Genomic DNA, 26,424 nt, shown 5'->3' on the forward strand with positions numbered 1-26,424 from the left:
CGTGCGCCACCTCAATCGAGCTTCGCAGCGAATCCGCGCTGCACGCCCGGTCGCGCAAACAGCGCTTCATACCAGCGTCGCACGTTCGGAAAATCGGCGAGGTCGACTTTGTGGCGTTCGTGTCGCCAGGCCCAGCCGAGGATCGCGAAGTCCGCCACCGACAGCTCGCCCGCCACGAATTCGTTGTCCTGCAGCCGCCGGTCGAGCACGCCATACAGACGCCGCGTTTCTTCGGAGAAGCGCTTCAGTCCGTAGCGACGGTCGATTTCCGATTCGAGTGCGGCGAAATGATGGACCTGACCGGGCATCGGACCAAAGCCGCTCATCTGCCACATCAGCCATTCCAGCACCGGCACGCGCTGGCGCAGATCTTTCGGCAGGAATTTGCCGGTCTTTTCACCGAGATACAGCAGGATCGCGCCGGATTCGAAGACGCTGATCGGCTGGCCATCCGGACTGTCGGTATCGAGGATCGCCGGAATCTTGTTATTCGGGCTGATGCTCAGGAATTGCTGCTGGAACTGGTCGCCCATGCCGATGTTGACAGGCTTGACCGTGTACGGCAGTTCCATTTCTTCGAGGGCAACGCTGACCTTGCGGCCATTCGGCGTGCCCCAGGCATACAACGTAATCGTCATCGTGCGGATACCGGTTAAGACCCGTAGTGTTTTCGGGAGCGGCCTCTGTCAGTCACCCGGGTGATTGGCTTAAGTGAGCGGCAGGTCGACGTACTTCCTGAAACCCCGACGCGTCGCAAGACGAGAATACCAGCGCTCGAGATTCGGCAGTGACGGGCGTTCGATCCCTTCAAGACCGAACCAGCGCTTCGCATACGCACCGAGGACCACATCGGCGAGCGTGAACGAGTCGGTTTCGAAAAAGAAGCGCCCCTGCAAATGCGTGTCGAGCATCTTCCACAGTGCGCCGACAGCCTGCAGGTCTTTCGCGAGCGTGGCCTGATCGCGTTCGGCGGCGGGTGTGCGCACGATCGACCAGAACACAGGGCGCTCGGCGGGCTGCAGGGTACTGAGCGTCCAGTCCAGCCAGCGATCGATGCCTGCACGCGTTTTGGGTTCCGCGGGATAGAGCAGGTTCGACGGCGGTCCATACTGGAGCACCAGATAACGGAGGATCGAATTCGATTCCCACAGCACGAAATCACCATCGACGAGCGTCGGAATCCTGCCGGTCGGATTCATCGCCAGATACTCTGGTTCGTTGTTGCGGCCAAACTGCAAGCCAGCATCAATGCGTTCGTAAGGCAACACCAGTTCGTCGCAACACCACAAGACTTTCTGGACATTGACCGAGTTGGCCCGTCCCCAGATCGTGATCATTCGCCGTTTTCTCCTGAAAGCAGGAGGCCGCGCATCACGGCGGCCCTGAACCGGGAACGATACACGATGTCGGCTATTTTTACCGGGCACGGAAACGGCTCTGCGTACAATACGCCTACCCCAACGCGACGAGGCACAGCATGGCCCGCATAGTCCCCGACGACTGGAAGAATCTCGCTGCCACCGGCGCGGCGTCGCGCGAGCGCGAGACACTCGCACTGCTTGAAAGCGCGCTGTCCGGTGAATACACGGTTTATCACGGCGTGCACTGGACACGGCTCAACCAGGGCTTTTCCGTGTTCGGCGAAGCGGACTTCGTGATCGTCAGCCCTTCCGGGCGCGTGATGATCATCGAGCAGAGAACGGGCTTCCTGCGCGAGACGCCCAAGGGTCTCGTCAAGGTGCACATGCAGACCGAGCGCAATGTGGCGATTGCGCTGGCGCGCACGGTCGAGGGCATGCATCGGCGCTTCACTGCCGCGTTCGGCGCGAACACGTATTTCATCGAGGAACTGCTGTACTGCCCGGACCACGTCGTAAAAGATGCCGCGATTGCCGGAGTGAATCCGGCGCGTATCGTCGATGCGACGCGCAAGGACCGGCTCGCCGCGATCATCCGCGAGGCGCTGCCTGCGGACGAACCGCGCCTGCCATGCGCGGCAAAGATCCACCATTTCCTCGCCGACGAACTGGCGTTGACGCCCGATGCGAGCGCGCTCGTCGGCCAGGCCGGCACGCTGGTGACGCGTCTCGCAGGTGGCCTTGCGACGTGGGCGCGGCGGCTCGAGTTTGCGCCGTTCCGGCTGCGCGTGATCGGCACCGCCGGCTCGGGCAAGACGCAACTCGCCGTGCAGGTCATGAAAGACACCGTCGCGCAAGGCAAGCGGACCCTGTATGTGTGCTTCAACCGGCCGCTTGCCGACCATATCGCACGCGTGGCGCCGCCTGAGGCGAAGGTCGCGAACTATCATCAGCTGTGCGACTGGATCGCACGCGATGCCGGCCGTGCGCCGGACTTCGACACGCCGAACGTGTTCGAGCAGTTGGAGAGCACATTCGCCGAAGCGTCGATCGACGAACGCTGGCAATACGATGTATTGATTGTCGACGAAGGGCAGGACTTCCAGCAGCCGTGGGTCGCGGCGCTCGAACGGTTGCTGCGGCCCGGCGCGGCGTGGTGGTGGCTCGAAGACCCGCTGCAGAATCTGTACATGCGTACACCGGTCGAGCTTCCCGGCTGGGCCACGATCAAGGAAACGACGAACTACCGCAGTCCACGTGACATCCTCGACTACGTGCGCGACCTGGTCGGAACGTCGGCACCGCTCGCGGCTGGACTCAGTTCAGGCAGCCCGTTCGATGGTTCGGATATTTCGTTTTCCACCTTCGACGAAGGACACGGCGCCGAAGGCAGCATCGATGCGACCAAGCGTGCGATCACGCACGCGCTTTCCCTGGGTTTTCGCAAGCAGGACATCGCCGTGCTCTCATTCCGTGGCCGCGAAGGGTCGGCGCTGACGGCGCTGGACCAGCTCGGACCGCATCGGCTGCGCAGTTTCACCGGCAAATATGATCTGTTCGGCAGCCCCGAGTACCGCGAAGGCGATGTGCTGCTGGAGTCGATCTATCGCTTCAAGGGGCAATCCGCGCCGTGTGTGATCCTGACCGAAGTCGACTTTGCGGAGTTCGACGAACGCATTGCGCGCAAGCTGTTCGTCGGCGCGACGCGGGCGACGATGAAGCTGATCGTCGTTGCTTCGCAGCGTGCGGCGAAGCATCTGCGCGTGCCGGCGTGACGGGTCGTGCCTCGTCGCGCGCCTGACGGATGCGCGCGATCAGCGCCAGCCCGATGCGCCAACCAGCGTGCCGCTGAGCGCTGCGGCGTCCCACCAGATCACGCGCAACAGCGGCGCTTTCTGTGCAATCAGGATGGCCTGTACCGGATCGCTTTCGATGAAGTGCGTCACGCCACAGCGCAGGACGGCCGCCGCCTTGTGTGTCGCGGTGCCGGCCGGCGTGTGGTCATGCAGGCCGGGCGTGCGCATCACCAGTTCGAGTTTGCCGAAGCCGTGCCGGTCGAGCCACGCCTGCGTGCGTTCGCGATCCATCTCCGGCCGGCCGGTGATGATCGCGCGAGCGCGTTGCAGGTCGATGCCAGGCAGCGATTCGAACGGCAGCAGCAGATCGCGCTCGTTCAACGCGGCCTGCAGATCTTCGTTGTAGCGGGTGGAGGGCACATCAGGCAGCAGGATGCCGTCGAGATCGATTGCGTACGTCGCGTACTCATGGTCGTTGGACATCGGCGCGCGCTGGCCCGCGTCGTGATTCGTCCAGTCCTCTCGATAGCGGTCCGTGTAGGCCTGACGTTCCCACGGAAAGAGCGCGAAATAGCCGCGTGCGTCGGTACCGAAATCAGGACGCGTGCGGCTGAGTTCGTCAAAGGCGCCTGTCAATGTGCGCACGATCAGTCCGTGTCGTTCGAGGAAGTCGATGCAGTCGAGCAGCGTGAAACCGCGCCCTGCGATGTCTTCGCACAGCAGGACTTTCGAGCCGGGCGCGGGCATCGGCAGCGACGAGTCCCATGTCACCACACGGCTTGCGCGATCGTAGCGCAGGAACGCGACGGGCACGCCCACCGCATGCGAAGCCATCAACGCGAGCGGCGCGCCGCCACGCAGAATGCCTACCGCGGCAACGAACTGCTCGTCCAGCAGGGCAGGTTGCAACGATTCGATCCAGTGATCGAGCTGTTCATACGTCAGGGGAAGAACCGGTTTGTTCATGACTCGTCTTGCTGTTCGCGCGAGGGGCCGCACGCGCCTGTGGCCAGCCCATCTTCTATGCGCGCGGCGTTTGGCGATATTATGCCGGGGGTTCTGGAATCCTGTTGCGTGGCGGGACGGGACCACACATATATAGAAACAAAAGGACCGTTGAACATGCGCTACCTGAATGCCCTGCTGTGGACGATCTATCTGTCGATGACGCTCGCCGCTGCGCCGGCCTGGGCGACAGAACTGACGCTCGACATGAAGGGCAAGATCAGACACACGACGGACGCCGCGCACACGGAGTTTCATTTCACGGAGAGAGACCTGCTCGCACTGCCAGCGCATTCGATCACGACGTCGACCACCTGGACGCCGAAATCCACGTTTACGGGACCGTCGCTCGCGGATGTTCTGAAGACTGTCGGCGCCTGGGGCAGCGAACTCGAAATCCATACGCTCGACGACTACACCTGCACGGTGCCGGTCGCGGACGCCGAGCGCTACGGTGTGATCGTCGCGTACAGCATGAACGGCAAGCGGCTGAAGGTCAGCGATTTCGGTCCGCTGTTCCTCATCTATCCGCGCGACGCGTATCCCGCTGAACTGCAGGGCGCCATTGGTGACGCGAAATTCGCATGGCAGATCAAGGCGATCGTCGTCAAATGAAGCGGTTGTCGCTGCGCCGTCTGGTGTTCGTCGTCATCTGGCTCACGGCGCTGGCGCCGCCGCTTGGCGCGCTCGGCTATTTCCTCTACGCAAACCTGCTCAATCCGCGTGCCACGCAGCAACTGACGGCCACGTATGATGGCTTCTACTGGGACGCCGCCCAGCTCCAGATTGCCTACGCCCGCCTCGAAAACCAGTTGTTGCTCTACAAGAGCGGTGCCGATAGCGAATATTCGGCGGTTCAGTTGCGCTATCAGGTGCTGCAGTCGAAGCTGAACGTGATGTCCGGTTCGACGCGCATGCTGGCGCAGAATCCGCCGCTCGCCGGGGTGCAGGCGGAAGAAATCCGCACGCTGAGTGACCTGCTCGCTTCGCTCGAGCCAGAGTTCGATGCCCTGGCGCAGGAACCGGCGCGCGCCGGTCGCATTGTTATCGCGTTGCGCGAGCACTGGAACGAGGTCAACGATCTCGCACTAAGCCGCCGTTTCGCGGACGTCTCGGATCGAGAAGCGCTCAACCACGATTTCATCGCGAAGCGGCGCCTGCTGTTTGCCGCGGGTCTCGTGTTGCTGCTGCTGTCGGCGGCGGCAAGCGTACTGCTCGTGCGGAATGGCTATCGGCGCACCAGGCTGATCCGTCAGCAACACGCGGCGCTTGCGGCGGAGCACGAGGCGAGCCGCGCAGCGCGTGAAGCAAGCCTCGCCAAGGACGCGTTTCTCGGCATGATCAGCCACGAACTGCGCACGCCATTGCATGCGATCGTCTCGTCGATCGAACTGCTCGGTTTCAATTCTCATTCTGAAGCGGACCGCAAGGTCATCCGCCGGCTGGAAAGCGCCGCGCGCCAGCTCGAGGCGCAGATGAAGGATCTGACCGACTACGCTCGTCTCGGCGCGGGCAAGCTCGATCTGCGTCACGAGCGTTTCGATCCGCGCGAATTGCTGGCATCGATTGCCGATCAGAATGCGCCGGCGGCAAGTGCGAAAGGGCTCAGCTTCGAAAGCGGGCTGGGCGGTCATACCGGGCTCGTCGAATCGGATCCGCACCGGATCCGGCAGATCGTCAACAACCTGGTGACGAACGCAATCCGTTATACGGAGCGGGGCTCCGTGCGTCTCGAACTGGTGCAGTGGCCGACGATACTGTCGATCGTCGTCAGCGATACGGGGCCGGGTGTGCCGCCCGCGCAGTTACCGCTGATCTTCCAGGAGTTCACGCAGCTCGACGCTTCGCGCACAAGGCGTTTTGAAGGCGCCGGCATGGGGCTCGCCATCGTGCAGGGTCTCGTCGACCTGTTCGGCGGTACGATCCGCGTCGAAAGCCAGATCGGCGAGGGCACCACCTTCAAGGTTGCGATTCCGGTCACGCCGGTGGTCGGAGACGTCGTGCCCGCAGCGCCGGCAGAAGCATCAGATCAAGGGACGCGGCCGCAGATTCTTGTGATCGATGACAATCCGCTGGTGCGCGAATCGCTGTGCGAGATGGTCGCGCATATGGAATACGACGCAGTGGCCATGGGCAATGCGGACGCCGCGCTCGCGTGGCTCGACACGCATCGCTGCGATGTGATCCTGCTCGATCTGCACATGCCGGACAAGGACGGCTATACGTTCCTTGAGGACTTCACCGTGCGCCATACGCCTTCAGGGCACGTGCCGATCATCGCGATCAGCGCGTATGCGCCGGAACCCGATGCCTCGGGCGCGGCGGGGCCGTTTTTTGAATGCCTTGCGAAACCGCTTCACTACGAAGTCCTGCGCGCGGCAGTGCAGCGTGCTCTGGCGGCCCGTCACCGGGTGTGATGCGGTTTTCTTGCGGCGTGCGCGGCTGCGCTGCGACCACGCGGACCGACCGCGGGCGCTCGCACTCAGCGCCGGTTCAGCCGCTTCGACAGATCGGCGACGAGAATCGCCATTCTCGCGGGCTTCTCGTAGCACGCGACATCGTAGTTGCGGATGACGTCGCTGATTTCCGATTCGCTCGCCTTGCCGGTCAGGAGTTCGCCGGTCAACACGAAGATCGGCGCGTCCGGATTCTCCGATGCGCGCACCGCGCGGATCGCTGCTGCCGAGGTCAGGTTGCCGAACAGCCAGTCGATCACGATCCCGTCGAACACCTGGCTTTGCAGCGCATCGGTGAAGGCCGACAGCCCGTACAGCGCCATCGCCGCAAAACCGCTGCGTTCGAGGTAATCGCGCAGGTTGTCGGCCGACGCCTGATCGTCGTCGACCACCGCGATCAACGGCTTGTCCGTCTCCGCGCGGCGCGGATAGATCTCGATCTTGTGGACCTCGAAGGCATTCTGATAGAGCGCGCCGTCGTAACGCACCACGCGCCATTGGTCCAGCTTCGAGTAGGCAATGAATTCCGGCCGGCTGCCGGCTTCGAGCGGCACGCCGACCCACGCAGTGCAGGCCAGATCGACCGCGCCGATCGAAAACACGGCTTCGCGCGCGATCGCTCCGACCATGCCGGGGTCGAGCGACTGCGCGCCGAACAGTTGCGCAGCCGGCTCTCCGAATGCTTCGGCGACTTTCTTGATCTGCGACAGCGTCCAGGGGCTGTTGCCGCGCAGCTTGCGGTGACCTTGGGAAAAGCTCAGGTCGAGAATGCGGCAAAGCTCGGTGGTCTGCTGGCGTTTGCCGATGCCGTGCCGGCTCATCAACTCGCGCACGCGCTCGGCGACCGCGATCGAGTCGGGTGAGGTTGCTTCGTTGGCCATTCTGCGTGCGTGTCCGTCGATTTAAGTTGTATCTGGAAGAAGGACGCTACGGGCGCGGAAAAAATCCAGCGCGGATTCTTTGCGAGCCGACCGGCCACGCAGGGGGAGAGCAAATGTACAGCTAAAAGCCGCAAGTTCTGCGCTGTCACCGGACTCGGGATGAAACGATCGGTTTCACGGGTTTGCCGCACCGCGGGCGGGTTCGGCTTACCGTGCGAGTCCGGGCGCTATTTTAACGATGAAATTATCCATGGCGCATGAAACGTACGTGGCAATCGTTATTCTTTCGCATTCTTGACCCGCAGCGCAGGCGGCTCGGCTGGCCGCTGGCTGTCTGCGGGCACGGCCGTGGCTGCCGAAAGCATCGGAGCGGCTCGCCGGTACAGGGTGAACAGCTGATCCCGGTCGCCCGGGCGTGCGCCGCTCCAGAAGGCCTGCCAGCCGGGCGAGATTGCCGCGGCGCCTGACGGTGTCTGGACAATCAACACGTTGCAGTCTTGCGAGTCGCCCGTGCCGATACTCACTACGCGACGCTGCGTGTACCACGCGAACATCGGCGCCTCGGATTCTCCCAGTCCGCTCGACGCGACGCAGTCGTTTTTCGCGATGACGGGCGCCAATACCGCCGCAGCCTGGTGAAACACTGGTCGATAGCTTTTGGCCGCGTCGATCCACGGCATCAGCAAGGTGGCCATGAGACCCCAGGCGAGCGTCATCGCGGCAGCCCAGCTGGCGGCGCCGCGCCACCGGCCGCTGCGGTCGATGGCGGGCTGCACCGCGATCCAGCCCAACGTCAATGCGACGGCGCTCAATACCGCGACAGGTTGTCGTGCTGGCAACTCCCAGTCAAGCGGCAGCCAGCGACCCAGCGGCGCCACCCAGTGATGCAGCGACTGCGGGCCGCGCATGATCCACCAGGTGAGCCAGGCCGCGACGAGGCTCGCCGCCGCGACGGTACGCGCCAGCCAGACCCATATGCGCTGCACCAGCGCCGGCAGACGCGGCAGCGTGCTGGCGGCGAGCGGCGTCAGCGCGGGCAGGATCGGCAGCAGGTAGAGTTCGCGCAGCGTCGCGGACAGACACAGCGTGGAGAGGCCCGTGACGGTCACGAGCGCGGCGACGACGAGGACAGGCTGGCGCCATGTCGCGCGCCGCGCGAGTGCGATCAAGGCAAGCGGGCCCACCGGAAAGGCGAAGAACAGGAGCGCCTTGAATGGCGTCGAAGGCGTGTTGTCCGATCCCAGTTCAGGAACGGAAAAGCCGAGAAAGCGGCCGACGTTGTTGTCCCATAGCCAGGTCTTGAAGAGCGGCATCGAACGCTCGGCGAGCAGTGCCGGCCAGATCACCGTCAGCGGCAGCGCGACGGCGCCCGCGAGCAGCAGCGCGAACGCATAGCGGCGCGTACGGCACGCCGGCACGAACACCGGCACGAGCAGCGCGGCGACGCCGAACACGCCAGGCATCAGCAGACCCTTGGTCATCAGCGTTGCGGCGACGCCCACGCCAAGCAGCAGCGCGGCTCGCCAGAGGGGCCAGCGGCGGGTGTCGCCGGCAAGCAGCACGATGCGGATCAACGCGTAGAGGGAGACCGCGCTCGCCGCCATCAAGCCGACATCGGTGAACAGGTCGTGTGCGTGCCTGACAAGCCCGATGGTGCCCGCGAGCAGTAGCATGGAACCGGCCGTGTCGCGTGCGAGCCAGCCGCGCCGGGGCGACATCGCGCGCGCGATGGCGGCCGTGGCGGCGAAGGTGACCAGCATGGCGAGCAGTGTCGCGAGGCGTGCGCCGTCAGGGGCGGGCAGCCAGCCCGCGGTCGCCTTCATGAAGCCGACGGCGAACCAGTCGAAGAGCGGCGGCTTCTCCATGAACGGAACGCCGGCGTTTGTCGGCACGATCCAGTCGCCGGTCTGCGCCATGTGCTGCACGATACCGAACGTGTACATCTCGTCCTGCTTCCACGGCTCGCGTCCCACGATGCCGGGGAGCAGGTAGAGCGCAAGGCAAGCCACGACGATGCAGATGTGCCAGGCGGTGCGGGTGCGATTTTCAGACGGATGCAGAGTGAATGTCGATGGCGTGTGGCTGCTCATCCGGGCTGTTCCGAAGCGATGGCTGCGCTGGGATCCCACGCAACGGCACCGCTGAGTCTGTAGACCCTCAAGAGTCGCATCCACCTCCTTAAGCGAGCCTTAAGTGGGCCTTCAGTCCACTGCCCGGCCATCGGTTTGCAAACAGTTTGCCAACGAATAAGCAACATTTAGCTTTCAATAGCCCTGCATCAGCTTGTTGTCGCCCGCGATCGGGCATCCAGGTTGCTGCGCAGAAAGCCGGACTTCAATGCGACAGAAAGGGGTAGGAATGCCTCATCCCGACTGAGTGAACTACTCTCCTGCAGGCTCGCCAGCACCCGCTGTGCGCTGCCTCATCAACAGTTGCAGCAGCACGGGCAGCAGCAGAAGCACAAGCGGCAACTGCACGATGAGGCCGGAAATGATCGCGATGGCGAGCGGCTGCTGCATCGCCGATCCCTGTCCCAGTGCGAAGGCGAGCGGCAATAGCGCGAGGATGGCAGCGATCGTCGTCATGGCGATCGGGCGCAGACGATTGCGGCCGGCCTCGATCAGCGCGCGATCGAATGGCATGCCTTCGTCGCGTACGAGGCCCTGCAGCTCCGATACGTAGAAGATCGCGACTTCGGTGACGATCCCGATGATCATCGTCATGCCCATCATCGCGGAGATGTTGAGTTCGATGCCGGTGATCCACAGGCCGACGAACACCGCGCCGGTCGCAAGCAGAGGCATCGCCATCACGGAAAGCGCCACGCGGAAGCGCTCATACAGAAACAGCAACAGCCCGAAGACGAGCGCAACCGCCGCACCGAACACGGTCAGGAGGCCCTTGAAGGCAATCTGCTGCTGCTGATACAGGCCGCCGAGTTCGTAATACACGTCTTTCGGCAGGAGATTCGCGTCGGCGAGCGCCTGCTGCACGTCGGCAATCGTCGAGCCGAGGTCGCGGCCGTCGATGCGTGCGGTTACCGCCACCATCCGTTTCAGGTTGTCACGGCTGATCTCCGGCTGGCCGGTCACGACGACGCGGTCGGCAACACGCTTGAGCGCGAACAGATGGCCATCGGGCGCGCGGATCTGCAACTGGCCCAGTTGCGTGTCGGTGAGCTTCAATGCGCCGGCGACCCGCACCCGTACGCCGATTGTCTTCGGTCCGGTCTGGAACTGCGTCGCAATGTTACCTTCGACCATGTCCGACACCGCCTGTGCAATCGACTGCGAATCCATACCTTCTGCTGCCGCGGCATCCGGGCGGATGTGCAATTCGAGGGCGTCGCCAGCCGGATTGATGCCGTCATCCACATCGACGATGCCCGGAATCTTGCCGATGCGCGCCGCGACTTTTCTGGCCGTGGTGTCGAGCGTGTCCTGATCGTCGGAATAGATCTTGATCTGGACGGGCTGAGGGACCGCGGTCAGATCGCCGATCAGGTCTTCCATCAGTTGCGCGAGTTCCACGCTGACGCCCGGCACCTGCGTTTCGACCTTCGAGCGGATTTCTTCCATCACGGTTTCGATCGGTTCACGGCTGCCTGACTTGAGCCGCACGAAGAAGTCACCGCGATTCGGTTCGTTCAGATCGCCGCCCAGGCCGGCGCCCGTGCGCCGCGAATACGTCGCGACGTTGGGATTCGCACGGATGATCGCCTCGATCTGTTGCATCAGGCGATCGGTCTCGGTGATCGAGGTGCCTGGTTCGGTGTGGTAGTCGAGAACGAAGCCGCCTTCGTCCATGGTCGGCATGAAGCCGCTGCCGACGCGCGTGAACGCGAAAGCCGCGACCACGACGAGCGGAACCAGGCCGACCAGCACGAGCAGGGGACGCGCGGTGACGTGTTCGATCAGGAACGCGTAACGGCGGTTCATCCACTGCGCGAAACGTGTCTCACGATGCTCCTCCGCATCCTTGGGTTTGAGCCAGCGGTCGCAGAGGATCGGCACTGCCAGCCACGTGACGAGAAAGGAGATGAAGAGGGCGCTCGCCATCGTCACGGACAACGCCTTGAAGAACGCACCAGTGACGCCGGACAGAAACGCAAGCGGCACGAAGATGATCAGCGTCGCCGCCGACGATCCGGTCAGCGGCCGCGTGAATTCGAGCGCCGCCGACATCACGCGGCCGTGGAAGGCGTTCGCACCGGCTTCACGTACGCGCCGCACGATATGCTCGATCATCACGATGGCATCGTCGATCACGAGTCCGACCGCGGCTGCCATCCCGCCGAGCGTCATGATGTTGAAACCCATGCCGAACACGTCGAGCAGCAGGATGGTCGCGGCCATCACCACGGGTACGAGCGCCACGGCAATCGCGGTGATTTTCAGGTTGCGCAGGAACGCGAACAGCGTGAGCGCGGCAAGCACGACGCCGATCATGATCGCGTCACGAACACTTTTGGCCGAGGCCGTCACCAGTTCGCTCTGGTCGTACCAGTTCGCGAGATGAACGCCGGGCGGCATCTGAGGCTGGAAGGCGGCGAGCCTTGTCCGGATCGTCTTCGCCATCGCTACGCTGTTTGCGCCCGGCTGCTGAAAGATGTTGATCAGCACGGCGTCCTGGCCGTCCGCAGTCACGCGCATCCATTGCGGGACCACGCCTTGCCGGACCGTGGCCACATCACCGAGACGGACCTGCGACGCCCCCGTCGCCGCGACGACCACATTCTTCAATTCGTCGATGCGCGTGATGGTGGCGTTGGCGATCACGAGATACAGCTTGTCGTGATCTTCGATGCGGCCGGTTGCCATCAGCACGTTGCTCGCGCCGATCGCCTTCGATACGTCCGCGAGCGACAGCTTGTACGCCGCAAGCCGCGCCGGATCGATCGCCACTTCGAATTCGTCCCGCGCGCCGCCGGTCACTTCGACCCGCGCGACACCTTCCACCGACGACAGCAGCGGGCGCATCTGGAACTGCGCAAGATCATGCAGGGCGCTCAGCGACTGTTCCTTCGAAGTGAGGCTGTAGGCGAGCACCGGGAACACCGTCGGGTCCATCCGGCGCACCTGCATCGACGTGCCCGGGGGCAGCGTCGCAAGAATTTCGCTGATCGCGGACTGTGCCTGCAACGTGGCCTGCGCCATGTCAGTGCCCCAGTCGAAATTGAGCGAGATCTCGGCGGAACCGCGGCTCGTCTTCGACTGAACGTCGCGCACGTTCGGCACGCGGCGCAGCGCTTCCTCGACGGGCATGGTGACGAGCGTCGCCATCTGCTCGGCAGGGCGGTCGCCAGCATCGAGCGACACCACCGCGCGGGGAAACGCCACGTTCGGGAACAGCGAGATCGGCAGACGAAACGCGGTCAACGCGCCGGCGATCGCCAGCAGCGCGACCACGAACAGCAGCGAGCGCCGATGCATCTGCATCCATTGACCGAAATTCATCGGGCAGCGCTCCCGGCGATCTGCACGGCCATCCCTTCCTTCAGTTCATAGTTGCCGCTGACAACGAGCGGCTGCGAGCCGTTGAGCATGCCATCGACGCCATAGCGGCTGTCGTCTTCGACCTTCGTGACGACGCTCACGCGATGCGCCTTGTGATCCGGCGTGATCTGAAACACGTACTCGCCTTGCCCGTCTTTCAGGACGGCGGCGCGCGGCACGATCCAGTGCGTGCCGGGGTTCGTCGCGATATCGGCGCTGACGCGCGTGCCCGGGATAAACGCGGTCTGGCCGAGCGGCACGTTTGCGCCGATATTGACCAGCTGGCTTTGCGGATCGACCGAGGCGCCGACCATGACGACGCGGCCCGGTACCGCGCTTCGTGCGAGCGCGCTGGACAGGCCGCGCAGCGTCAACGTGTCGCCGGGATGCACGGCGGCGGCATCCGAGGGCTCGACGGTGAGCATGACGTTTGGCCGTGCGTCCTTGCCACTGCCGGTGGCGGCAAGCTGCATGATCGCGGCGCCTGGCTGAACCTGGTCGCCCTGTGCCACGGAAACCTGCAGGACGACACCGTCGATCGGTGCGTTCAGCGGATGCGGGCCTGCGGAGATGCCCATCTGGTCCTGTGCGGCGAGCGCCTGCTGCGCATCGAGAGCGGCTTTTTTCGCGGTCGCGAGTTGCGATTGGGTGGCCAGACCCTTGTCGTACAGCGACTGGGTGCGCGCGAGTTCGCCTTGCGCGAGCGTCGCCGCGCTTCTCGCCTGGGTGGCGGCGAGTGCGGCAGCGGGATCTGCCTGCACGATGGCGAGCGGCGTACCGCGTGTCACGGTCTGGCCGGGCTGCACCCGCATCTGCGTGATGCGCGCGATATACGGCAGGTTCACCGTCGTCACGTTGGAAGCCGATGCGGCGACGGTGCCATAGGCGCGGACAGGTTGGGCGATGACGCCGCGTTGGACCTGGGCGGTCTGTACCGTGACGACGGGTTCGGCGTCGGCGTAAGCGTGGGCGCTCCACATGGCGGCCGTGGTGGCAAGGCACATCGCGACGCGGCGCGCCTGCATCGAAAAGCGGCTATTTCGCATGGGTTTCAGTCAAAGTCTGGTCGGCGGAGAAGGCATCGGGAATCGCGCTGCCGAGCAGCGCCTGCAGGCCAACGCGCTGTTCCGCGAGCGACTCGCGTAGCGTGGCGACGTCGATGCGTTTGGTCAGCGCCGCGCTTTGCGCATCGGTGTAGGCGCCGAGGGCAAGGTTGTGCTCCGAGTAGGCCTGCGACGCGTGGCGGGCGGCGAGATCGACATCGGGCAATGCGCCCTCAGTCTGCTGGAGCTGGCGCGCGAGGATCGCGCTGTCGGCGCGTATGTGCGCGACGTCGGCATACGCCTGGTTCAGGCGGTTCTGGTATTCGTCGCGCAGACGCTGGCGCGTGGCCTTTTCGATCGCGACGTTGCCCTGATTGCGGTTGAAGATCGGCAGACTCAGGTTGATCTGGAAGCCGCTCGTGTAAATGTTCGACGTATCGCGCGCCCGCACGAAACCGACCGACAGGCTCGGAAACTGGCTGAGGATGGCCGCGCGATACTTCTGCTCCTGCGCCTCGTAACCGGCCTCCAGTGCGAGCAGGTCAGGCCTGCGCTTCGGCAACGCCGCGACCGCCGAGTCGATCGTGGAGTCGGCGACTGGCGTACTCTCGATGTCGCCGGTCAGTTGCAACTGCACGTCGGGTGCGAGACCCAGCAGCGCGTTCAGGTCGTGATGCGTCTGTTCGGCGGCACGTTCGGCGTCGGTGTATTGCTTTCGTGCGTCGCTGTACGAGGTGAGCGCGGCGCTCAACTGGTCTTCAGTGAGGTTGCCTGCGCGCTGCGCTTCGGCCATCCGCTCGTAGCGTGTGCGCGACAGTTCGAGCTGCTGCTGGAGAAACGGCAAGGTCTCTTCCTGAAAACGTGCCTTCAGGAAGAGCTGCTTCGCCTGCGCGACGATCTGCCATTCTTGCCAGAGCAGGCCAAGATCGGTCTTGACGACAGTCGCATCAGCTGACTTTTTATTCGCGCCGCGCGTGACGATCGCCATCACGTCCATGCTGAGGCCATAATTGAACGCGCGCGTGAAGCCCTCCGCGCCGGGGTAGTCGCTCGCCACGCTCAGTTGCGGATCGGGCAGCAGGCCCGCCGAAAAAGCCTGCGCGCGTGAAATGCCGAGATCGTCGCGGGTGAGCTTCAGATCCGGGTTGTTGGCGACGGCGAGCATCGCGACTTCTTCGATATCGAGTCCGTCGGAAGGATCGAAGCGGTGGGCGGCCAGTTCGGGCAGCGGCATCGTGGCCGGGTCGATCTGGATGCGCTCGAGCGTGCTTGCGGAGGTCGATGTGTCGCGTGGCGCCAGCGGTTCGCGGTGGTACCACGTGCAACCTGCAATCAGCATTGCACAGAGCGGCATCGTCGCGCGCAGGGCAGTGATACACCGGCCACGCACGGCGCGGGTCGCGTGCACCGCTGGATCGGCGTGAAATACGGGCAAATCCGGCTCCTGATCTTGAGGGAGGGAAGCACCTTCGCTTCATGCGAACGCGCGTCCGGACAAAATGCCGATTTTCGAGGGGACGAGCTTAAGTAATACTTAAGCTCGCGTTAAGCTTGAGACCGCGACAATGCACGCATACCGAAAAGGAGGATGGAGATGCGTCTGCTATTGATCGAAGACGATGAGATGATTGCCGAAACCGTGCTTGAATCGATGCGCCGCGTGGGCTACGCGATCGACTGGGCGGAGGACGGACGCGCGGCGGATCTGTCGCTTGGCAACGGTGTCTATGATCTGGTGCTGCTGGACCTCGGCTTGCCGAAGAAAGACGGTATCGACGTGCTGAACGGCTATCGCAAGGCGGGCGGCGCGGCGCCCGTCATCATCCTGACCGCGCGCGACGCCGTCGAGGAGCGCATCCGCGGCCTCGACGCCGGCGCGGACGACTACCTCATCAAGCCATTCGATCTCGACGAGCTGGCCGCGCGCGTACGCGCGCTGCTGCGCCGGCGCACAGGGCAAAAGCAGCCGGTCTATGCACACGGGGAACTCACGCTCGATCCGGCATCGCACGAGGTGACGAAGAATGGCGAACTGCTGCCGCTCGTGCCGCGCGAATTCGGCTTGCTGCAGGCGCTGATCGAAGAGCCGACGCGCGTCTTCACGAAAGCCGAACTCGAAGAAAAGCTGTACGGATGGGGCGAGGAGGTCGGCAGCAACACGATCGAGGTCCATGTGCACAGCCTGCGCCGCAAGATTGGCGCAGAGCAGATCGTTACGATTCGTGGCGTCGGCTACCGGTTGAAGAGGGCTGGATGACATCGATCCGGCGCTGGCTGCTTGGCTGGCTCATTTTCGGACTTGCAGCAGCCTCGCTTGTCGCTGGCTATGGGATCTTTCACACCGCGCGCGAAGAGGCGAGCGAACTGTTCGACTACGAGTTGCGCGCGGTGGCGCTCTCGCTGCCGGGCAATCTCGAGCGCACCGCCAGCGCTGAGCGCACGCGTCCCGATTTGGAAGGCATTTCCGACGACCGCATCGTCATCCAGATCTGGGACAAGGCTGGCAACCAGGTCTATCAATCGTTGCAGGCGCCGGAACTCACGCGTTTCCCGGCGGGCATCCGCACCATCGAGCGCGGCGAATATCACTGGCGCGTGTTCGGCCTGCAGCAGGCGGACCGCTTCATTCAGGTCGCACAGCCCGTGTCCGTGCGCGAGGACCTGGCGTTGCGGCTCGCGCTGCGCACGTTGTGGCCGCTATGGCTGCTGATTCCTGTCACGATCGGGCTGGTGCTGTTCGTCGTCGCGCGCGGGCTGGCGCCGATCCGCGGGCTGTCGAGTGCGCTGTCGACCCGCTCGATCGAGTCGCTCGAGCCGGTGCGGCTCGACGGCCGCGTGCCCGTCGAAATCCGGCCGCTCGTCGAAGCGCTGAACGACCTGCTGCACCGCCTGAGCGTCGCGTCGCAGGCGCAGCGCACGTTCATCGCCGATGCAGCCCATGAACTGCGCTCGCCGCTCGCCGCGCTGAAGCTGCAGCTCCAGGCGGCCGAGCGCGACGGCACGCTCGTCGCGCAGGGGCCGACGCTCGAGCGCATCGGCGGGCGGCTCAATCGCATCATCCATCTCGTGCAGCAACTGCTGACGCTCGCCCGCGAAGAAGCCCAACCGGCGACGCCGATGGCGACTGTCAGCTTGCGCCGGCTCGGCGAACAGGCGGTCGGCGATTTTTCGCTGCTGGCTGAAGCGAGAGGGATCGATCTCGGGCTCGAACTTTTCGCGCCAGCGACACCCGACGACGCCTACCCGGTCCGTGCGGAACAGCATGCGTTGACCGTGCTGCTCAACAATCTGATCGACAACGCGATCCGCCACACGCCCGCTGGCGGAAGGGTCGACGTGATTCTGCTGCGCGATGGCGGGGGCACGCGCACCATCGGCTTCCAGGTCGTGGACAGCGGCCCTGGGATTGCGGAAGAGGAACTCGACCGCGTATTCGACCGGTTCTATCGTGGCACGGACGCACAGGGGCAGGGCAGCGGCCTTGGTCTGGCGATTGCCTCGCGTATCGCACAGCGGCATCATGCGACGCTCGCACTGCGCAATGTGCGCGACGGCGCGACGGTGCGCGGGCTGTCGGTTTCGGTGATGGGCTTGCAGTCGGTCGATGTGCCTGCGAAGATTTCGCCGCAGGATCACGCCACTCACCCGAGCCCCGATGACCACGACTTATCCGCTGCACGCGGCGCTCACGCGCGCCGATGACACCTTTCCCCAACACGCTGATGTCGTGATCGCCGGGGCCGGCATCATGGGCTGCGCGGCGGCCTGGTATCTCGCGCGACGTGGCGTGAGGGCCGTGGTCGTCGACAAATCGCGCATTGCCGGACAGCAGTCCACGCGGGCGTGGGGATTCGTGCGCCAGCAGGGCCGTGAGGCCGCCGAAGTGCCTTTGATGATGAGCGGCATCCGCCTGTGGGAACAACTCGAGAAGGAACTGGACTTCGATCTCGAATGGCGCCAGGGCGGATGCCTGTACGTCGCCAGCGAGGAGCGCGACTGGACGTCGTTCCAGCAATGGATGGACGTGGCCCGTCAGTACGGGCTCGATACCCGTCTGCTCGATCGGGCACAGATCGACGCGCACGTGAAAGGCATGCAGGGCACAGCACTTGGCGGGCTCTATACACCGACCGACGGCCAGGCCGAGCCGCGCCGTGTCGCAGCGGCGTTCGCCGCGCGTGCGGTTGAGGCGGGTGCGCTCTTCTTCGAAGGTTGTGGCGTGGTGGCGGTCGAGCGCGGGGCGGGCGCGATTACCGGCGTCGTCACCGAGCGCGGCACGATCCGCACGTCGCGCTTCATCTGCGCCGCAGGCGCGACGAGCTGGCGGCTGCTCGCGACGCTCGGTCTCGAACTACCGCAGCAGGTCGTGCGCGGCACCTGCATGCGCACGAATGCATTGCCGCAGATCACCGCGTCCACGTTTTGGGGCAGCGGGCTCGGCATCCGTCAGCGCGCGAACGGCATGATCAATCTGGCCGACGATATGCAGGTCGACGTCGACGTGACGCTTGGCCATCTGCGTGCGTTGAAGTGGTTCCTGCCGGAACTGTGGACGCAGCGCGACTCATTTCACTTTCATCTGAATGGCGCTTTTCTGCGCGATTTGCGCGAGCGGGTGCCGGGCGGGGTGCCGCAGCCCGAACGTGTGCTGCATCCGCGCGATCCGCAGCCGCAGCCCGAGCGCAGCCACACGCCGCGGGCGTTGAGGAAACTCAAGGCCTTGTTCCCCGCATTGAAGGACGCACAGGTTACCGAGGCGTGGGCGGGCCTCATCGATGTGTTGCCCGACGGCATTCCCGTCATCGATGCGCCTTCGCAGGTGAGTGGTCTGATGATCGCGACGGGCTTTTGCGGTCACGGTTTCGCGATGGGGCCGATTGTCGGCAAACTGCTTGCCGAATGGATCGACGAAGGCCAGCCGTCGCTCGATCTGGCGGAGTTCCGTTTGCAGCGCTTTTTCGACGGCACGATGAAACGGCCGCGCAGCATGCTGTGAACGCTTCGCGTCATTCGGCGCGCAGGCGGGCGTGGCCGTGTTTCAGCGCCGCAGCGCCTGCGTCGCATGACGCGCGCTGCGGCTGCACCATCGTCAGAAGATGTTGCGCAGACCGATCGAGATGCCGGTCTGGTTACTCTTGCCCGGCAGTTCAACCGATGCGGCGCCTGACACCTTGAAAGCGCATATTCGGCCGGCGCGACCAGCGTGTAGCGGTTGCCGCTACACGTTTCGCCAACGCCGATCGCGGCATTCTTCATGTGGTCGTAGTAGACCGCGCCGGTCAGCGACAGCGGTCCGTTGGCCTGCCACGTGACGCCGGCAAACGGGCCGTTGAGGTGAGACAAGATAAAGTCGTATAGTCGCAAAAATAAAGTTGTATAGTGCCGCGATCGCCCCACCCGGCGGGGAGTTAGGGCACGCGTTACTTATAATCTCGGGTGTCGTCTATCTTGGTGATTTTCCAGACGCCATCCTGTTTGCGTAGAAACGCAATGATGGTCTTTTTGTCTGTCGATCCAAATGTGACCGCCACGACCGCTACGTCATCAAGCATGATTGCCGGGCGCGTCGCGATATGGGCGATCCAGTCCTGTTCATCGTAGTCCTGGACATTTGTGAAGTATTCGGCTCCCTCGGCGAATTTGTTCTGCTTGTACTCAGTGCGGAGCAGATCGACAGTCGCCTTTGATACGTAGCGGTATATTTCCTTGTCCATCAACGGATATCCGCGATCCTCCGAATCCCGTTTGATAAACCAGGTATAAAACGCCCTGACACTTGCTTCAGGGGTCACCTGTTGTTCCTGCGCCATCGCTACTGGCTGGGAAACCACGCCGAAAATCAAAACGAGCGCGGCAATCAAAAAGGTCAGATATTTCCTCATTGCCTGGCTCAGTCGTGTCGATACATTTTGTAGGATGGCTTCGCGGTCCGATAGGCCTGGCCGGGATAAAAGCCGTGCTGCTGCTTGAAGTCAGAAATCCATTGCGTGCCGTCATACATCGCCATGTGCCCGTCTGGGTGCCGGGCGATGGGCTGGATCACAATCACGTCACCTCTCTGCGGACTGCCGGAGACTTCGTAAAACCCGGCACGAATCAATGAGTCACCATAGTTTTTTGCAGAGTACGTATGGGCAATCGAAATTCCCCCGCGCTGGATTGCCTCCCGCACGTATCGGGCGCAGCGACCATGGCTCGATGCTTCAGCGTGCCATTGCAGGTAGTTCACAGGAGAGACTTTATCCCAAGACATCAAATGTTCCTCGCAAACTAAAATCCCCATCGTACAGACATGCGACCCCGTTGCGCTCACGTCTTGACAATTGTTAACGACGTTTTGGCAAAATTCGCACGTTAACTGGATTCTTTGCGATGCCGACATCACGCAATATGTCTATTCTCCGCCATTCACGCTTTCACAAACTGCTCACGCGCTGATTAGGATTGCTGTCGAGCGTCGAAGTCAGGGCAATGCCTTCGTTTTCGAAGCCGCGCCTTGTAAATTGCCGCCGCTGTTTCGCCGCTTTCTTCTTATAAATCAACGCGACGACTATACAACCTGCGCTTGCCGTATCGGCGCCGCTCAGCGCGCCAGCTTGAAGGAGTCGCATTGTTGTTTTCCAGCGTCTATCTGATTTTTGAATGTTGATTCAGGTTTCCCGTCTTCCGTCGCGGTGCTCGCGGGGCGCCGCGACGGAAGGCGGGACAATAGATCATTAACGCCGATTGAATAAATGGCGCAATGCGTAGCGGGAAATCACGGAATGGACGAAAAGGCGACAGAATCACTTTGCAATAAAGGTGTGCCGTATTACTCGCAATGGGGAAGTCCTGACTGGGTTCGTCCGATTGTGGAAGACGGGGCTGATCCTTGCGACGACCCGACGTGGCAGCGCAGCGGCTTCACCGAGCCGGAGCGGTATCGGTTCTGGGCGAAACGTCTATGCGGCTTGACGTGCCTTGAATCCGCATTGAATTTCTGGGGAATCGAACACGCGTCGCGCACCGCGCTGCTGGACGAAGCGCTCGCGCACGAGGTGTACCGGCTGCGCGACGACGGGGTGTCGACGGCCTGATCTACCAGCCGTTTGCGGGCTGGCTTGCGAGCGCGTTTGGGCTTGAAGTGGAGGTGCTTCCTGCGATCGGCATCGAAGAAATCGCCGCGCGGATCGATGCCGACACGCTTGCCATCGTTTCGGTGAGCGCGGAGATTCGCTACCCGGAGCGGCCGAATGGGCGGCAGGGCGGCCATCTGGTTCTGCTGCACGAACGAGGTCGCGAGGCCGTGTGGTTTCACAATCCGACTGGCGTGGCGCCCCACCAGTCGGATGTTTATCTACCGTTTGGGAAGATTTCGCGGTTCTACGCCGGGCGAGGCATGACGATCACGCGCCCGGGGCGCTGAGCGCGCCGGAAGGCCGTCGGGAACCGCTGGATGCACAGTCAGGAAAGGGCGGCTTCGCCCTTGTAGCTTAGCCCTGGTGGCTCTTGCTGCGGTTGTAGATGACCTTTTCAGGCGCACCGTACTGGCGGCCGGCTGCAAGCATCACCTGATATTGGCTGTGGCGCTGATACGAATGCCACATGTCGCGGGCGAAGCTGAGACACCTGGCCTTGAACGACGATTTCTTTGCCGGACGGGCGGCGGAATTGCGGAGATTGCTGGAAACAGGATGGCTGGACATGATTTACTCGATAAGGGTTATTTCCTAGGTGTTAACCATTATACGAGGAAAATGTCGCTGACGTAGCCTTGCCTGATTGAAAACGGCGACGTGCAGCTTGTGATCCGGTCCACCCGCGCGCGTGGCGACCAGCCGGGCTGAGCGCTATTTGGGCGCGATGTCGCGCTGTACCCGCCTGATGTGCTGCTCGACATAGAACGCCGCGGCGTCGGCATCGCCGCCGACGATTGCCTCGTAGATCAGCCGGTGTTCCGACACATACAGCCTGATGCGTCCCGTGTCGTAAATGCCGTCGTCTTTCAGCCGCTTCCAGAGCGGCTGGTCCATGGTTTTCGCCACTTCGTCGGCGATCTTCACGAGCAGGGCGTCGCCCGTCATCATCGCGAGCTGCCGGTGGAACAGACGGTCGCTGTTATTCCACAGCACCCGCTGCTCCGGATCCGTCACGTCGACGATCGAATCCATCTGCGCCAGATACTGCTCGGCGAGCGCGTCGCGCTGGCCCAGCGCGGCAGCGCGGCGGGCGATCGCCGGTTCGAGGATCAGCCGGACATCGAGGGTGGCGGTGGGGCTGATGTCCGCATCGGCGAGCGATGCATCATCGTCCGCCGGCGCCGCCGACAACCGCTGCAACGCGTCCGCACACACGTACGTGCCCGAATTGCGGCGCGTGATGACAAGTCCCTCGTTCTGCAGCGCGCCGATCGCCTCGCGCACGGCCGGCCTGCCGACGCCGAAGCGCGCCGCCAGTTCCCGCTCCGACGGCAGCCGCGATTCCGGCGCGAACTGGCCGCTGCGGATGTCGGCGCGAATCTGTCCGGACACCTGCTCGTAAATCTGTTTGGGGCGAAACGTGCTGTTCATCGCGGGGCGTAACCATGTTCGCTCGTGGCGGCGAGGTGGCTGATCCAGATTTGAACCAGATTTCGCCGAGAATATTGAAATTGGTTGATGCAAAACCAAAGCTGGTCTACATTCTGAGCCAGTATAGAACAGCACGGAGGAGAACAAAATGGCCATCAACGAAGTATTTCGCCTCGCGGGGAGTGTTCAGCCGTCATGAAGTTGAATCGCGTCATCAGCACGGTTGAAGTGCACACGGGCGGCGAGCCGTTCCGGATCGTCACAAGCGGGCTGCCGAAGTTTCCCGGCAAGACCATCGTCGAGAGGCGGACGTGGCTGAAGGAACATGGCGACGAACTGCGCCGCGCGCTGATGTTCGAGCCGCGCGGACACGCCGACATGTACGGCGGCTACCTGACCGAACCGGTAAGCGAAGGCGCCGATTTCGGCATCATCTTCGTTCACAACGAGGGCTATAGCGATCACTGCGGCCACGGCGTGATCGCGCTCGCAACGGCTGCTGTCTCGCTCGGCTGGGTTGAGCGCTCGGAGCCGGAGACGCGCGTCGGCATCGATGCGCCGTGCGGCTTCATCGAGGCGTTCGTGCAATGGGACGGGGACCACACCGGCAACGTGCGCTTCGTCAACGTGCCGTCCTTCGTCTGGCAGCGCGACGTGACGGTCACGACGCCGTCGTTCGGCGAAGTCACGGGCGATATTGCGTTCGGCGGCGCGTTCTATTTCTATACATCGGGCAAGCCTTTCGGCCTGGAGGTGCGGGAGGCGCAGGTCGAGAAGCTCATCCAGTTCGGCGACGAAGTGAAACGCGCCGCGAACCTGGCATTCAAGGTCGAGCATCCTCACATTCCGGAAATCAACCATATCTACGGCACGATCATCGATAGCGCGCCGCGTTATCCAGACTCGACACAAGCCAACTGCTGCGTGTTCGCCGATCGGGAAGTGGATCGTTCACCCACAGGTTCGGGCACGGCCGGACGCGTCGCGCAGCTCTATCTGCGCGGCGAGCTGGGCAAGGATGAGACGCTCGTGAACGAATCGGTCATCGGCACGATCTTCCGGGGACGCGTGCTGTCCGAAACGAAACTGGACCGCTTCGATGCGGTGATTCCGCAGATTGAAGGCAATGCGTACATTTGCGGCTTCGCGAACTGGATCATCGACGAGCGCGATCCGTTGACCTACGGTTTTCTGGTGCGCTGAACATGTGTCCGTGCATCCACAGCATTGACTGAACTCCCCAAAGGAACCCGGCAGACATGACTACCCGCATTTTCGACGCCGCCGAGACCGCGCGGCTTACGCCGTACGCATTGCTCGTCGACGCGCTCAAGACCGCCGCAACCGACTACGCGCAGGGCCGGATCGCGAGCCCGGAGCGGCTGGTGGTGCCGCTGAATGCGGGCGGCGTGATGCTGTCGATGCCGGCCACTGCGCCGGATCTCGCGCTTCACAAACTCGTCAACGTGTGTCCGTCCAACCGCGAACGCTCGCTGCCGACGATCCATGGCCAGGTGATGGCGAGCGACCCGGACACCGGCGAGACGCTCTTCATCCTCGACGGCCCGACGGTCACCGGCCGCCGGACGGCGGCGATGACGATGCTGGGCATACAGACCTTCATGCCGGCCGCGCCGCGCGACATTCTGCTGATCGGCGCCGGTACGCAGTCGGCGAATCATCTGGAGGCGATCGGCGAGCTGTTTCCGGACGCGTTCGTGCGGGTACGGGGCAATTCGCTGGCCCGTACGCAGGCGTTCTGCGACGCGCACCGCGCGAAGGTGCCCGGCGTGCAACCTCTGGCGAGCGCTGAAGTACCCGATTCTGTCGATCTGGTGATTACGTTGACGACCAGCAAACAGGCTGTCTACGACGAAGCGCCGCGCGCGGACCGGCTCGTCATCGGTGTCGGCGCCTTTACGCCGGATGCAGTAGAGATCGGCGCGCGGACGGTGCTGGGCAGCGCGTTGTTTGTCGACGATCTGGCCGGCGCGAAGCATGAGGCCGGCGACTTCATCCAGGCTGGCGTGACGTGGGACACCGTGACCGGCATCGCCGCGGTGCTGGCTTCTTCGCCGCCGCCAGTGCCTGCCGGCACGCCGGTCGTGTTCAAGACGGTCGGCTGTGCGGCATGGGACCTGGGCGCCGGCCGGGTGGCGCGTGACCAGTTAAGCGCTGGCTGACAAGGTTTGTCGTGAGGCAGGCATGCCGTGCACACGGCGCGCTTACCGCGTGCAAACAATCGCAAAACGTTGCACCATAGGCGTTCGTAAAAAAATGCCCGGCCGCCGGGCGTTTTTTCGCGTCTGACCGACATCCTTACGATGGTGCAACCGCGCTATGACCACCCAGACTGCTCAAGCAACGCCCGACCTCCCGCTCGACATGATCATTTTCGGGGGCGGCGGCGACCTCTCGGCCCGCAAGCTGCTGCCCGCGCTGTATATGGCGCATCTGCATTGCAACCTGCCCACCGACACCCGCATTCTCGCAATCGGCCGCAAGAACTGGACGCGCGACGACTATCTCGCCTTCATGGAAGAGCACTCGAAGCCGTTCGTCGAACACAAGGCGCTGGAGGCGTCTGCGTGGGACAAATTTCTGGCGCTGTTCGAGTACGTGCGGATCGACGTCGATCAGCCGGGCGATTACGCGCGTCTTGCCGAGGCGTCGCGCCCCGGCGTGCGGCGCGTCTTCTATCTCGCGACCGCGCCGGATCTCTTCACGACTATCTGTGACAACCTCGCCGCGGTCGGGCTCGTCGACGACCATTCGCGCGTCGTGCTGGAAAAGCCGCTGGGTCACGATCTGGCTTCGGCGCAGGCGATCAACAATTCGGTCGGCCAGCATTTCGCGGAAACGCAGATCTACCGGATCGACCACTACCTCGGCAAGGAAACCGTCCAGAACCTGATGGTGCTGCGCTTTGGCAACGCGATCTTCGGGCCGCTCTGGCAGGCGCCCTATATCAAGAGCGTGCAGATCACCGTCGCGGAGAACGTCGGCGTAGGCAGCCGCGCGGGCTTTTACGACGAAACCGGTGCGCTGCGCGACATGGTGCAAAACCATCTGTTGCAGCTGCTGTGCATCGTCGCGATGGAGCCGCCGGTGTCGCTCGACCCGGATGCGGTACGCGATGAAAAGCTCAAGGTGCTGCGCTCGCTGCGACGCATGACCGACGAGGACATCGCCCGCGACACCGTCCGCGGCCAGTACACGGCTGGCGCGGTGGGCGGCGAGCCGGTGAAGGGCTATCTGCAGGAAGACAACGTGCCTGCCGACAGCCATGCAGAGACCTTCGTCGCGCTGCGCGCCCACATCAACAACTGGCGCTGGGCGCACGTGCCGTTTTACCTGCGCACAGGCAAGCGGATGCAGAAGAAGGTGTCGGAGATCGTCATCGAGTTTGCGGATCTGCCGTTCTCGATCATTCCGAGCGGTCCGCGCAAGTACGGTAATCGCCTCGTGATCCAGTTGCAGCCGGCCGAGTCGATCCAGCTGCAGATGCTCGCGAAGGAACCGGGCAGCGGGATGAAAATGCTGCCGGTGAACCTGAATCTCGATCTCGAGCAGGCCTTTACCGAGCGCCGGGCGGAAGCGTACGAGCGGTTGCTGATCGACGTGATCCGTGGTCGTTTGACGCACTTCATGCGCCGCGACGAACTGGAAGCGGCGTGGACGTGGATCGAGCCGATCATCGAAGGATGGAAGCGCTCGAACGACAAGCCGCGTGGCTATACCGCCGGGACGTTCGGGCCTGCCGCTTCGTCGGCGCTGATGGCGCGCGAGAACAACGCGTGGTCGGAAGAGTCGTGATCGACAGATGACTGACGGGAGCCGC

General features: G+C 63.5%; 21 protein-coding genes and 2 pseudogenes. 10 read left to right on the forward strand and 13 right to left on the reverse strand.

Annotated elements, in window-relative coordinates; all coding sequences use genetic code 11:
* Positions 1-11: 11 nt before the first annotated feature.
* Both B0G77_RS35020 and B0G77_RS35025 read right to left on the reverse strand, forming a co-directional pair.
* Positions 12-638, reverse strand: coding sequence for a glutathione binding-like protein (locus B0G77_RS35020; RefSeq protein ID WP_133666348.1), 627 nt, complete (start codon positions 636-638; stop codon positions 12-14).
* Between the two features lie 69 nt (positions 639-707).
* Positions 708-1,337: a glutathione S-transferase gene (locus B0G77_RS35025; RefSeq protein ID WP_133666349.1), complete on the reverse strand. Its 630-nt coding sequence runs from the start codon at positions 1,335-1,337 to the stop codon at positions 708-710.
* Positions 1,338-1,477: 140 nt separating this feature from the next.
* Between B0G77_RS35025 and B0G77_RS35030 the strand changes: the two genes are divergently transcribed.
* Complete coding sequence (locus tag B0G77_RS35030; RefSeq protein ID WP_133666350.1) at positions 1,478-3,133, forward strand: ATP-binding domain-containing protein; 1,656 nt, start codon at positions 1,478-1,480, stop codon at positions 3,131-3,133.
* Positions 3,134-3,172: 39 nt separating this feature from the next.
* Here the strand turns inward: B0G77_RS35030 and B0G77_RS35035 are convergent, their stop codons facing one another.
* On the reverse strand, positions 3,173-4,120 hold the full coding sequence (locus B0G77_RS35035; protein ID WP_133666351.1) for a phosphoribosyltransferase family protein: 948 nt from the start codon (positions 4,118-4,120) through the stop codon (positions 3,173-3,175).
* 198 nt (positions 4,121-4,318) lie between these two features.
* On the opposite strand from B0G77_RS35035, the gene B0G77_RS35040 reads away from it, so the two are divergent.
* Together B0G77_RS35040 and B0G77_RS35045 are read left to right on the forward strand one after the other, a co-directional pair.
* Positions 4,319-4,774 carry a molybdopterin-dependent oxidoreductase gene (locus B0G77_RS35040; RefSeq protein WP_243751425.1) on the forward strand — a complete coding sequence of 152 codons (456 nt, stop codon included), beginning with the start codon at positions 4,319-4,321 and terminating at the stop codon, positions 4,772-4,774.
* A complete protein-coding gene (locus B0G77_RS35045; RefSeq protein ID WP_133666353.1) occupies positions 4,744-6,576 on the forward strand; it encodes an ATP-binding protein in 1,833 nt (610 codons plus the stop codon). Before B0G77_RS35040 ends, B0G77_RS35045 begins: the two co-directional genes overlap by 31 nt.
* A 65-nt stretch (positions 6,577-6,641) precedes the next feature.
* Here the strand turns inward: B0G77_RS35045 and B0G77_RS35050 are convergent, their stop codons facing one another.
* The 5 genes from B0G77_RS35050 to B0G77_RS35070 all read right to left on the reverse strand — a co-directional run bounded on the left by B0G77_RS35050 (position 6,642) and on the right by B0G77_RS35070 (position 15,469).
* Positions 6,642-7,496, reverse strand: a complete 855-nt coding sequence (locus tag B0G77_RS35050) for a helix-turn-helix domain-containing protein (RefSeq protein ID WP_133666354.1) — start codon at positions 7,494-7,496, stop codon at positions 6,642-6,644.
* Between the two features lie 278 nt (positions 7,497-7,774).
* Entirely contained in the window at positions 7,775-9,586 is a 1,812-nt protein-coding gene (locus tag B0G77_RS35055) for a glycosyl transferase (RefSeq protein ID WP_133666355.1), read from the reverse strand.
* A 291-nt stretch (positions 9,587-9,877) separates the two neighbouring features.
* Positions 9,878-12,952 (reverse strand): efflux RND transporter permease subunit, encoded by a 3,075-nt coding sequence (locus B0G77_RS35060; RefSeq protein ID WP_133666356.1) that lies wholly within the window; start codon positions 12,950-12,952, stop codon positions 9,878-9,880.
* The gene (locus B0G77_RS35065) at positions 12,949-14,037 is read right to left on the reverse strand and encodes an efflux RND transporter periplasmic adaptor subunit (protein ID WP_133666357.1); all 1,089 of its coding nucleotides are present in this window, start codon (positions 14,035-14,037) and stop codon (positions 12,949-12,951) included. The genes B0G77_RS35060 and B0G77_RS35065 overlap by 4 nt, the downstream gene beginning before the upstream one ends.
* Positions 14,027-15,469, reverse strand: a complete 1,443-nt coding sequence (locus tag B0G77_RS35070; RefSeq protein WP_243751341.1) for a TolC family protein — start codon at positions 15,467-15,469, stop codon at positions 14,027-14,029. The genes B0G77_RS35065 and B0G77_RS35070 overlap by 11 nt, the downstream gene beginning before the upstream one ends.
* 159 nt (positions 15,470-15,628) lie before the next feature.
* Between B0G77_RS35070 and B0G77_RS35075 the strand changes: the two genes are divergently transcribed.
* Genes B0G77_RS35075 through B0G77_RS35085 form a run of 3 tightly spaced genes read left to right on the forward strand, consistent with a single transcriptional unit; the run spans position 15,629 to position 19,030 of the window.
* On the forward strand, positions 15,629-16,291 hold the full coding sequence (locus tag B0G77_RS35075; protein WP_133666358.1) for a response regulator: 663 nt from the start codon (positions 15,629-15,631) through the stop codon (positions 16,289-16,291).
* Positions 16,288-17,736 (forward strand): ATP-binding protein, encoded by a 1,449-nt coding sequence (locus tag B0G77_RS35080; protein ID WP_133666359.1) that lies wholly within the window; start codon positions 16,288-16,290, stop codon positions 17,734-17,736. The genes B0G77_RS35075 and B0G77_RS35080 overlap by 4 nt, the downstream gene beginning before the upstream one ends.
* The gene (locus tag B0G77_RS35085; protein ID WP_133666360.1) at positions 17,690-19,030 is read left to right on the forward strand and encodes an FAD-binding oxidoreductase; all 1,341 of its coding nucleotides are present in this window, start codon (positions 17,690-17,692) and stop codon (positions 19,028-19,030) included. Before B0G77_RS35080 ends, B0G77_RS35085 begins: the two co-directional genes overlap by 47 nt.
* Before the next feature lie 93 nt (positions 19,031-19,123).
* Here B0G77_RS35085 and B0G77_RS44890 read toward each other — a convergent pair.
* From B0G77_RS44890 to B0G77_RS35100, 3 genes and pseudogenes are all read right to left on the reverse strand, one after another.
* Positions 19,124-19,365 (reverse strand): annotated as a pseudogene (locus B0G77_RS44890) (porin); the annotation flags it as partial.
* Between the two features lie 89 nt (positions 19,366-19,454).
* A complete protein-coding gene (locus B0G77_RS35095) occupies positions 19,455-19,916 on the reverse strand; it encodes a DUF3828 domain-containing protein (RefSeq protein WP_133666361.1) in 462 nt (153 codons plus the stop codon).
* An 8-nt stretch (positions 19,917-19,924) separates the two neighbouring features.
* Positions 19,925-20,287: a CHAP domain-containing protein gene (locus B0G77_RS35100; RefSeq protein WP_133666362.1), complete on the reverse strand. Its 363-nt coding sequence runs from the start codon at positions 20,285-20,287 to the stop codon at positions 19,925-19,927.
* A gap of 511 nt (positions 20,288-20,798) precedes the next feature.
* On the opposite strand from B0G77_RS35100, the pseudogene B0G77_RS35105 reads away from it, so the two are divergent.
* Positions 20,799-21,439, forward strand: a pseudogene (locus B0G77_RS35105) (C39 family peptidase).
* 67 nt (positions 21,440-21,506) lie between these two features.
* Here B0G77_RS35105 and B0G77_RS35110 read toward each other — a convergent pair.
* Together B0G77_RS35110 and B0G77_RS35115 are read right to left on the reverse strand one after the other, a co-directional pair.
* The gene (locus B0G77_RS35110) at positions 21,507-21,719 is read right to left on the reverse strand and encodes a hypothetical protein (protein ID WP_133666363.1); all 213 of its coding nucleotides are present in this window, start codon (positions 21,717-21,719) and stop codon (positions 21,507-21,509) included.
* A 144-nt stretch (positions 21,720-21,863) separates the two neighbouring features.
* Complete coding sequence (locus tag B0G77_RS35115) at positions 21,864-22,583, reverse strand: GntR family transcriptional regulator (protein WP_133666364.1); 720 nt, start codon at positions 22,581-22,583, stop codon at positions 21,864-21,866.
* 195 nt (positions 22,584-22,778) lie between these two features.
* Between B0G77_RS35115 and lhpH the strand changes: the two genes are divergently transcribed.
* The 3 genes from lhpH (at position 22,779) to zwf (ending at position 26,399) form a co-directional block, all read left to right on the forward strand.
* Entirely contained in the window at positions 22,779-23,786 is a 1,008-nt protein-coding gene (gene lhpH, locus B0G77_RS35120) for a trans-3-hydroxy-L-proline dehydratase (protein WP_133666365.1), read from the forward strand.
* Between the two features lie 56 nt (positions 23,787-23,842).
* Positions 23,843-24,766: a bifunctional Delta(1)-pyrroline-2-carboxylate/Delta(1)-piperideine-2-carboxylate reductase gene (lhpI, locus tag B0G77_RS35125; RefSeq protein WP_133666366.1), complete on the forward strand. Its 924-nt coding sequence runs from the start codon at positions 23,843-23,845 to the stop codon at positions 24,764-24,766.
* A 157-nt stretch (positions 24,767-24,923) separates the two neighbouring features.
* A complete protein-coding gene (gene zwf, locus B0G77_RS35130) occupies positions 24,924-26,399 on the forward strand; it encodes a glucose-6-phosphate dehydrogenase (protein ID WP_133666367.1) in 1,476 nt (491 codons plus the stop codon).
* Positions 26,400-26,424 lie beyond the last annotated feature (25 nt).

This window comes from Paraburkholderia sp. BL10I2N1 (assembly GCF_004361815.1).
GTDB lineage: Bacteria > Pseudomonadota > Gammaproteobacteria > Burkholderiales > Burkholderiaceae > Paraburkholderia.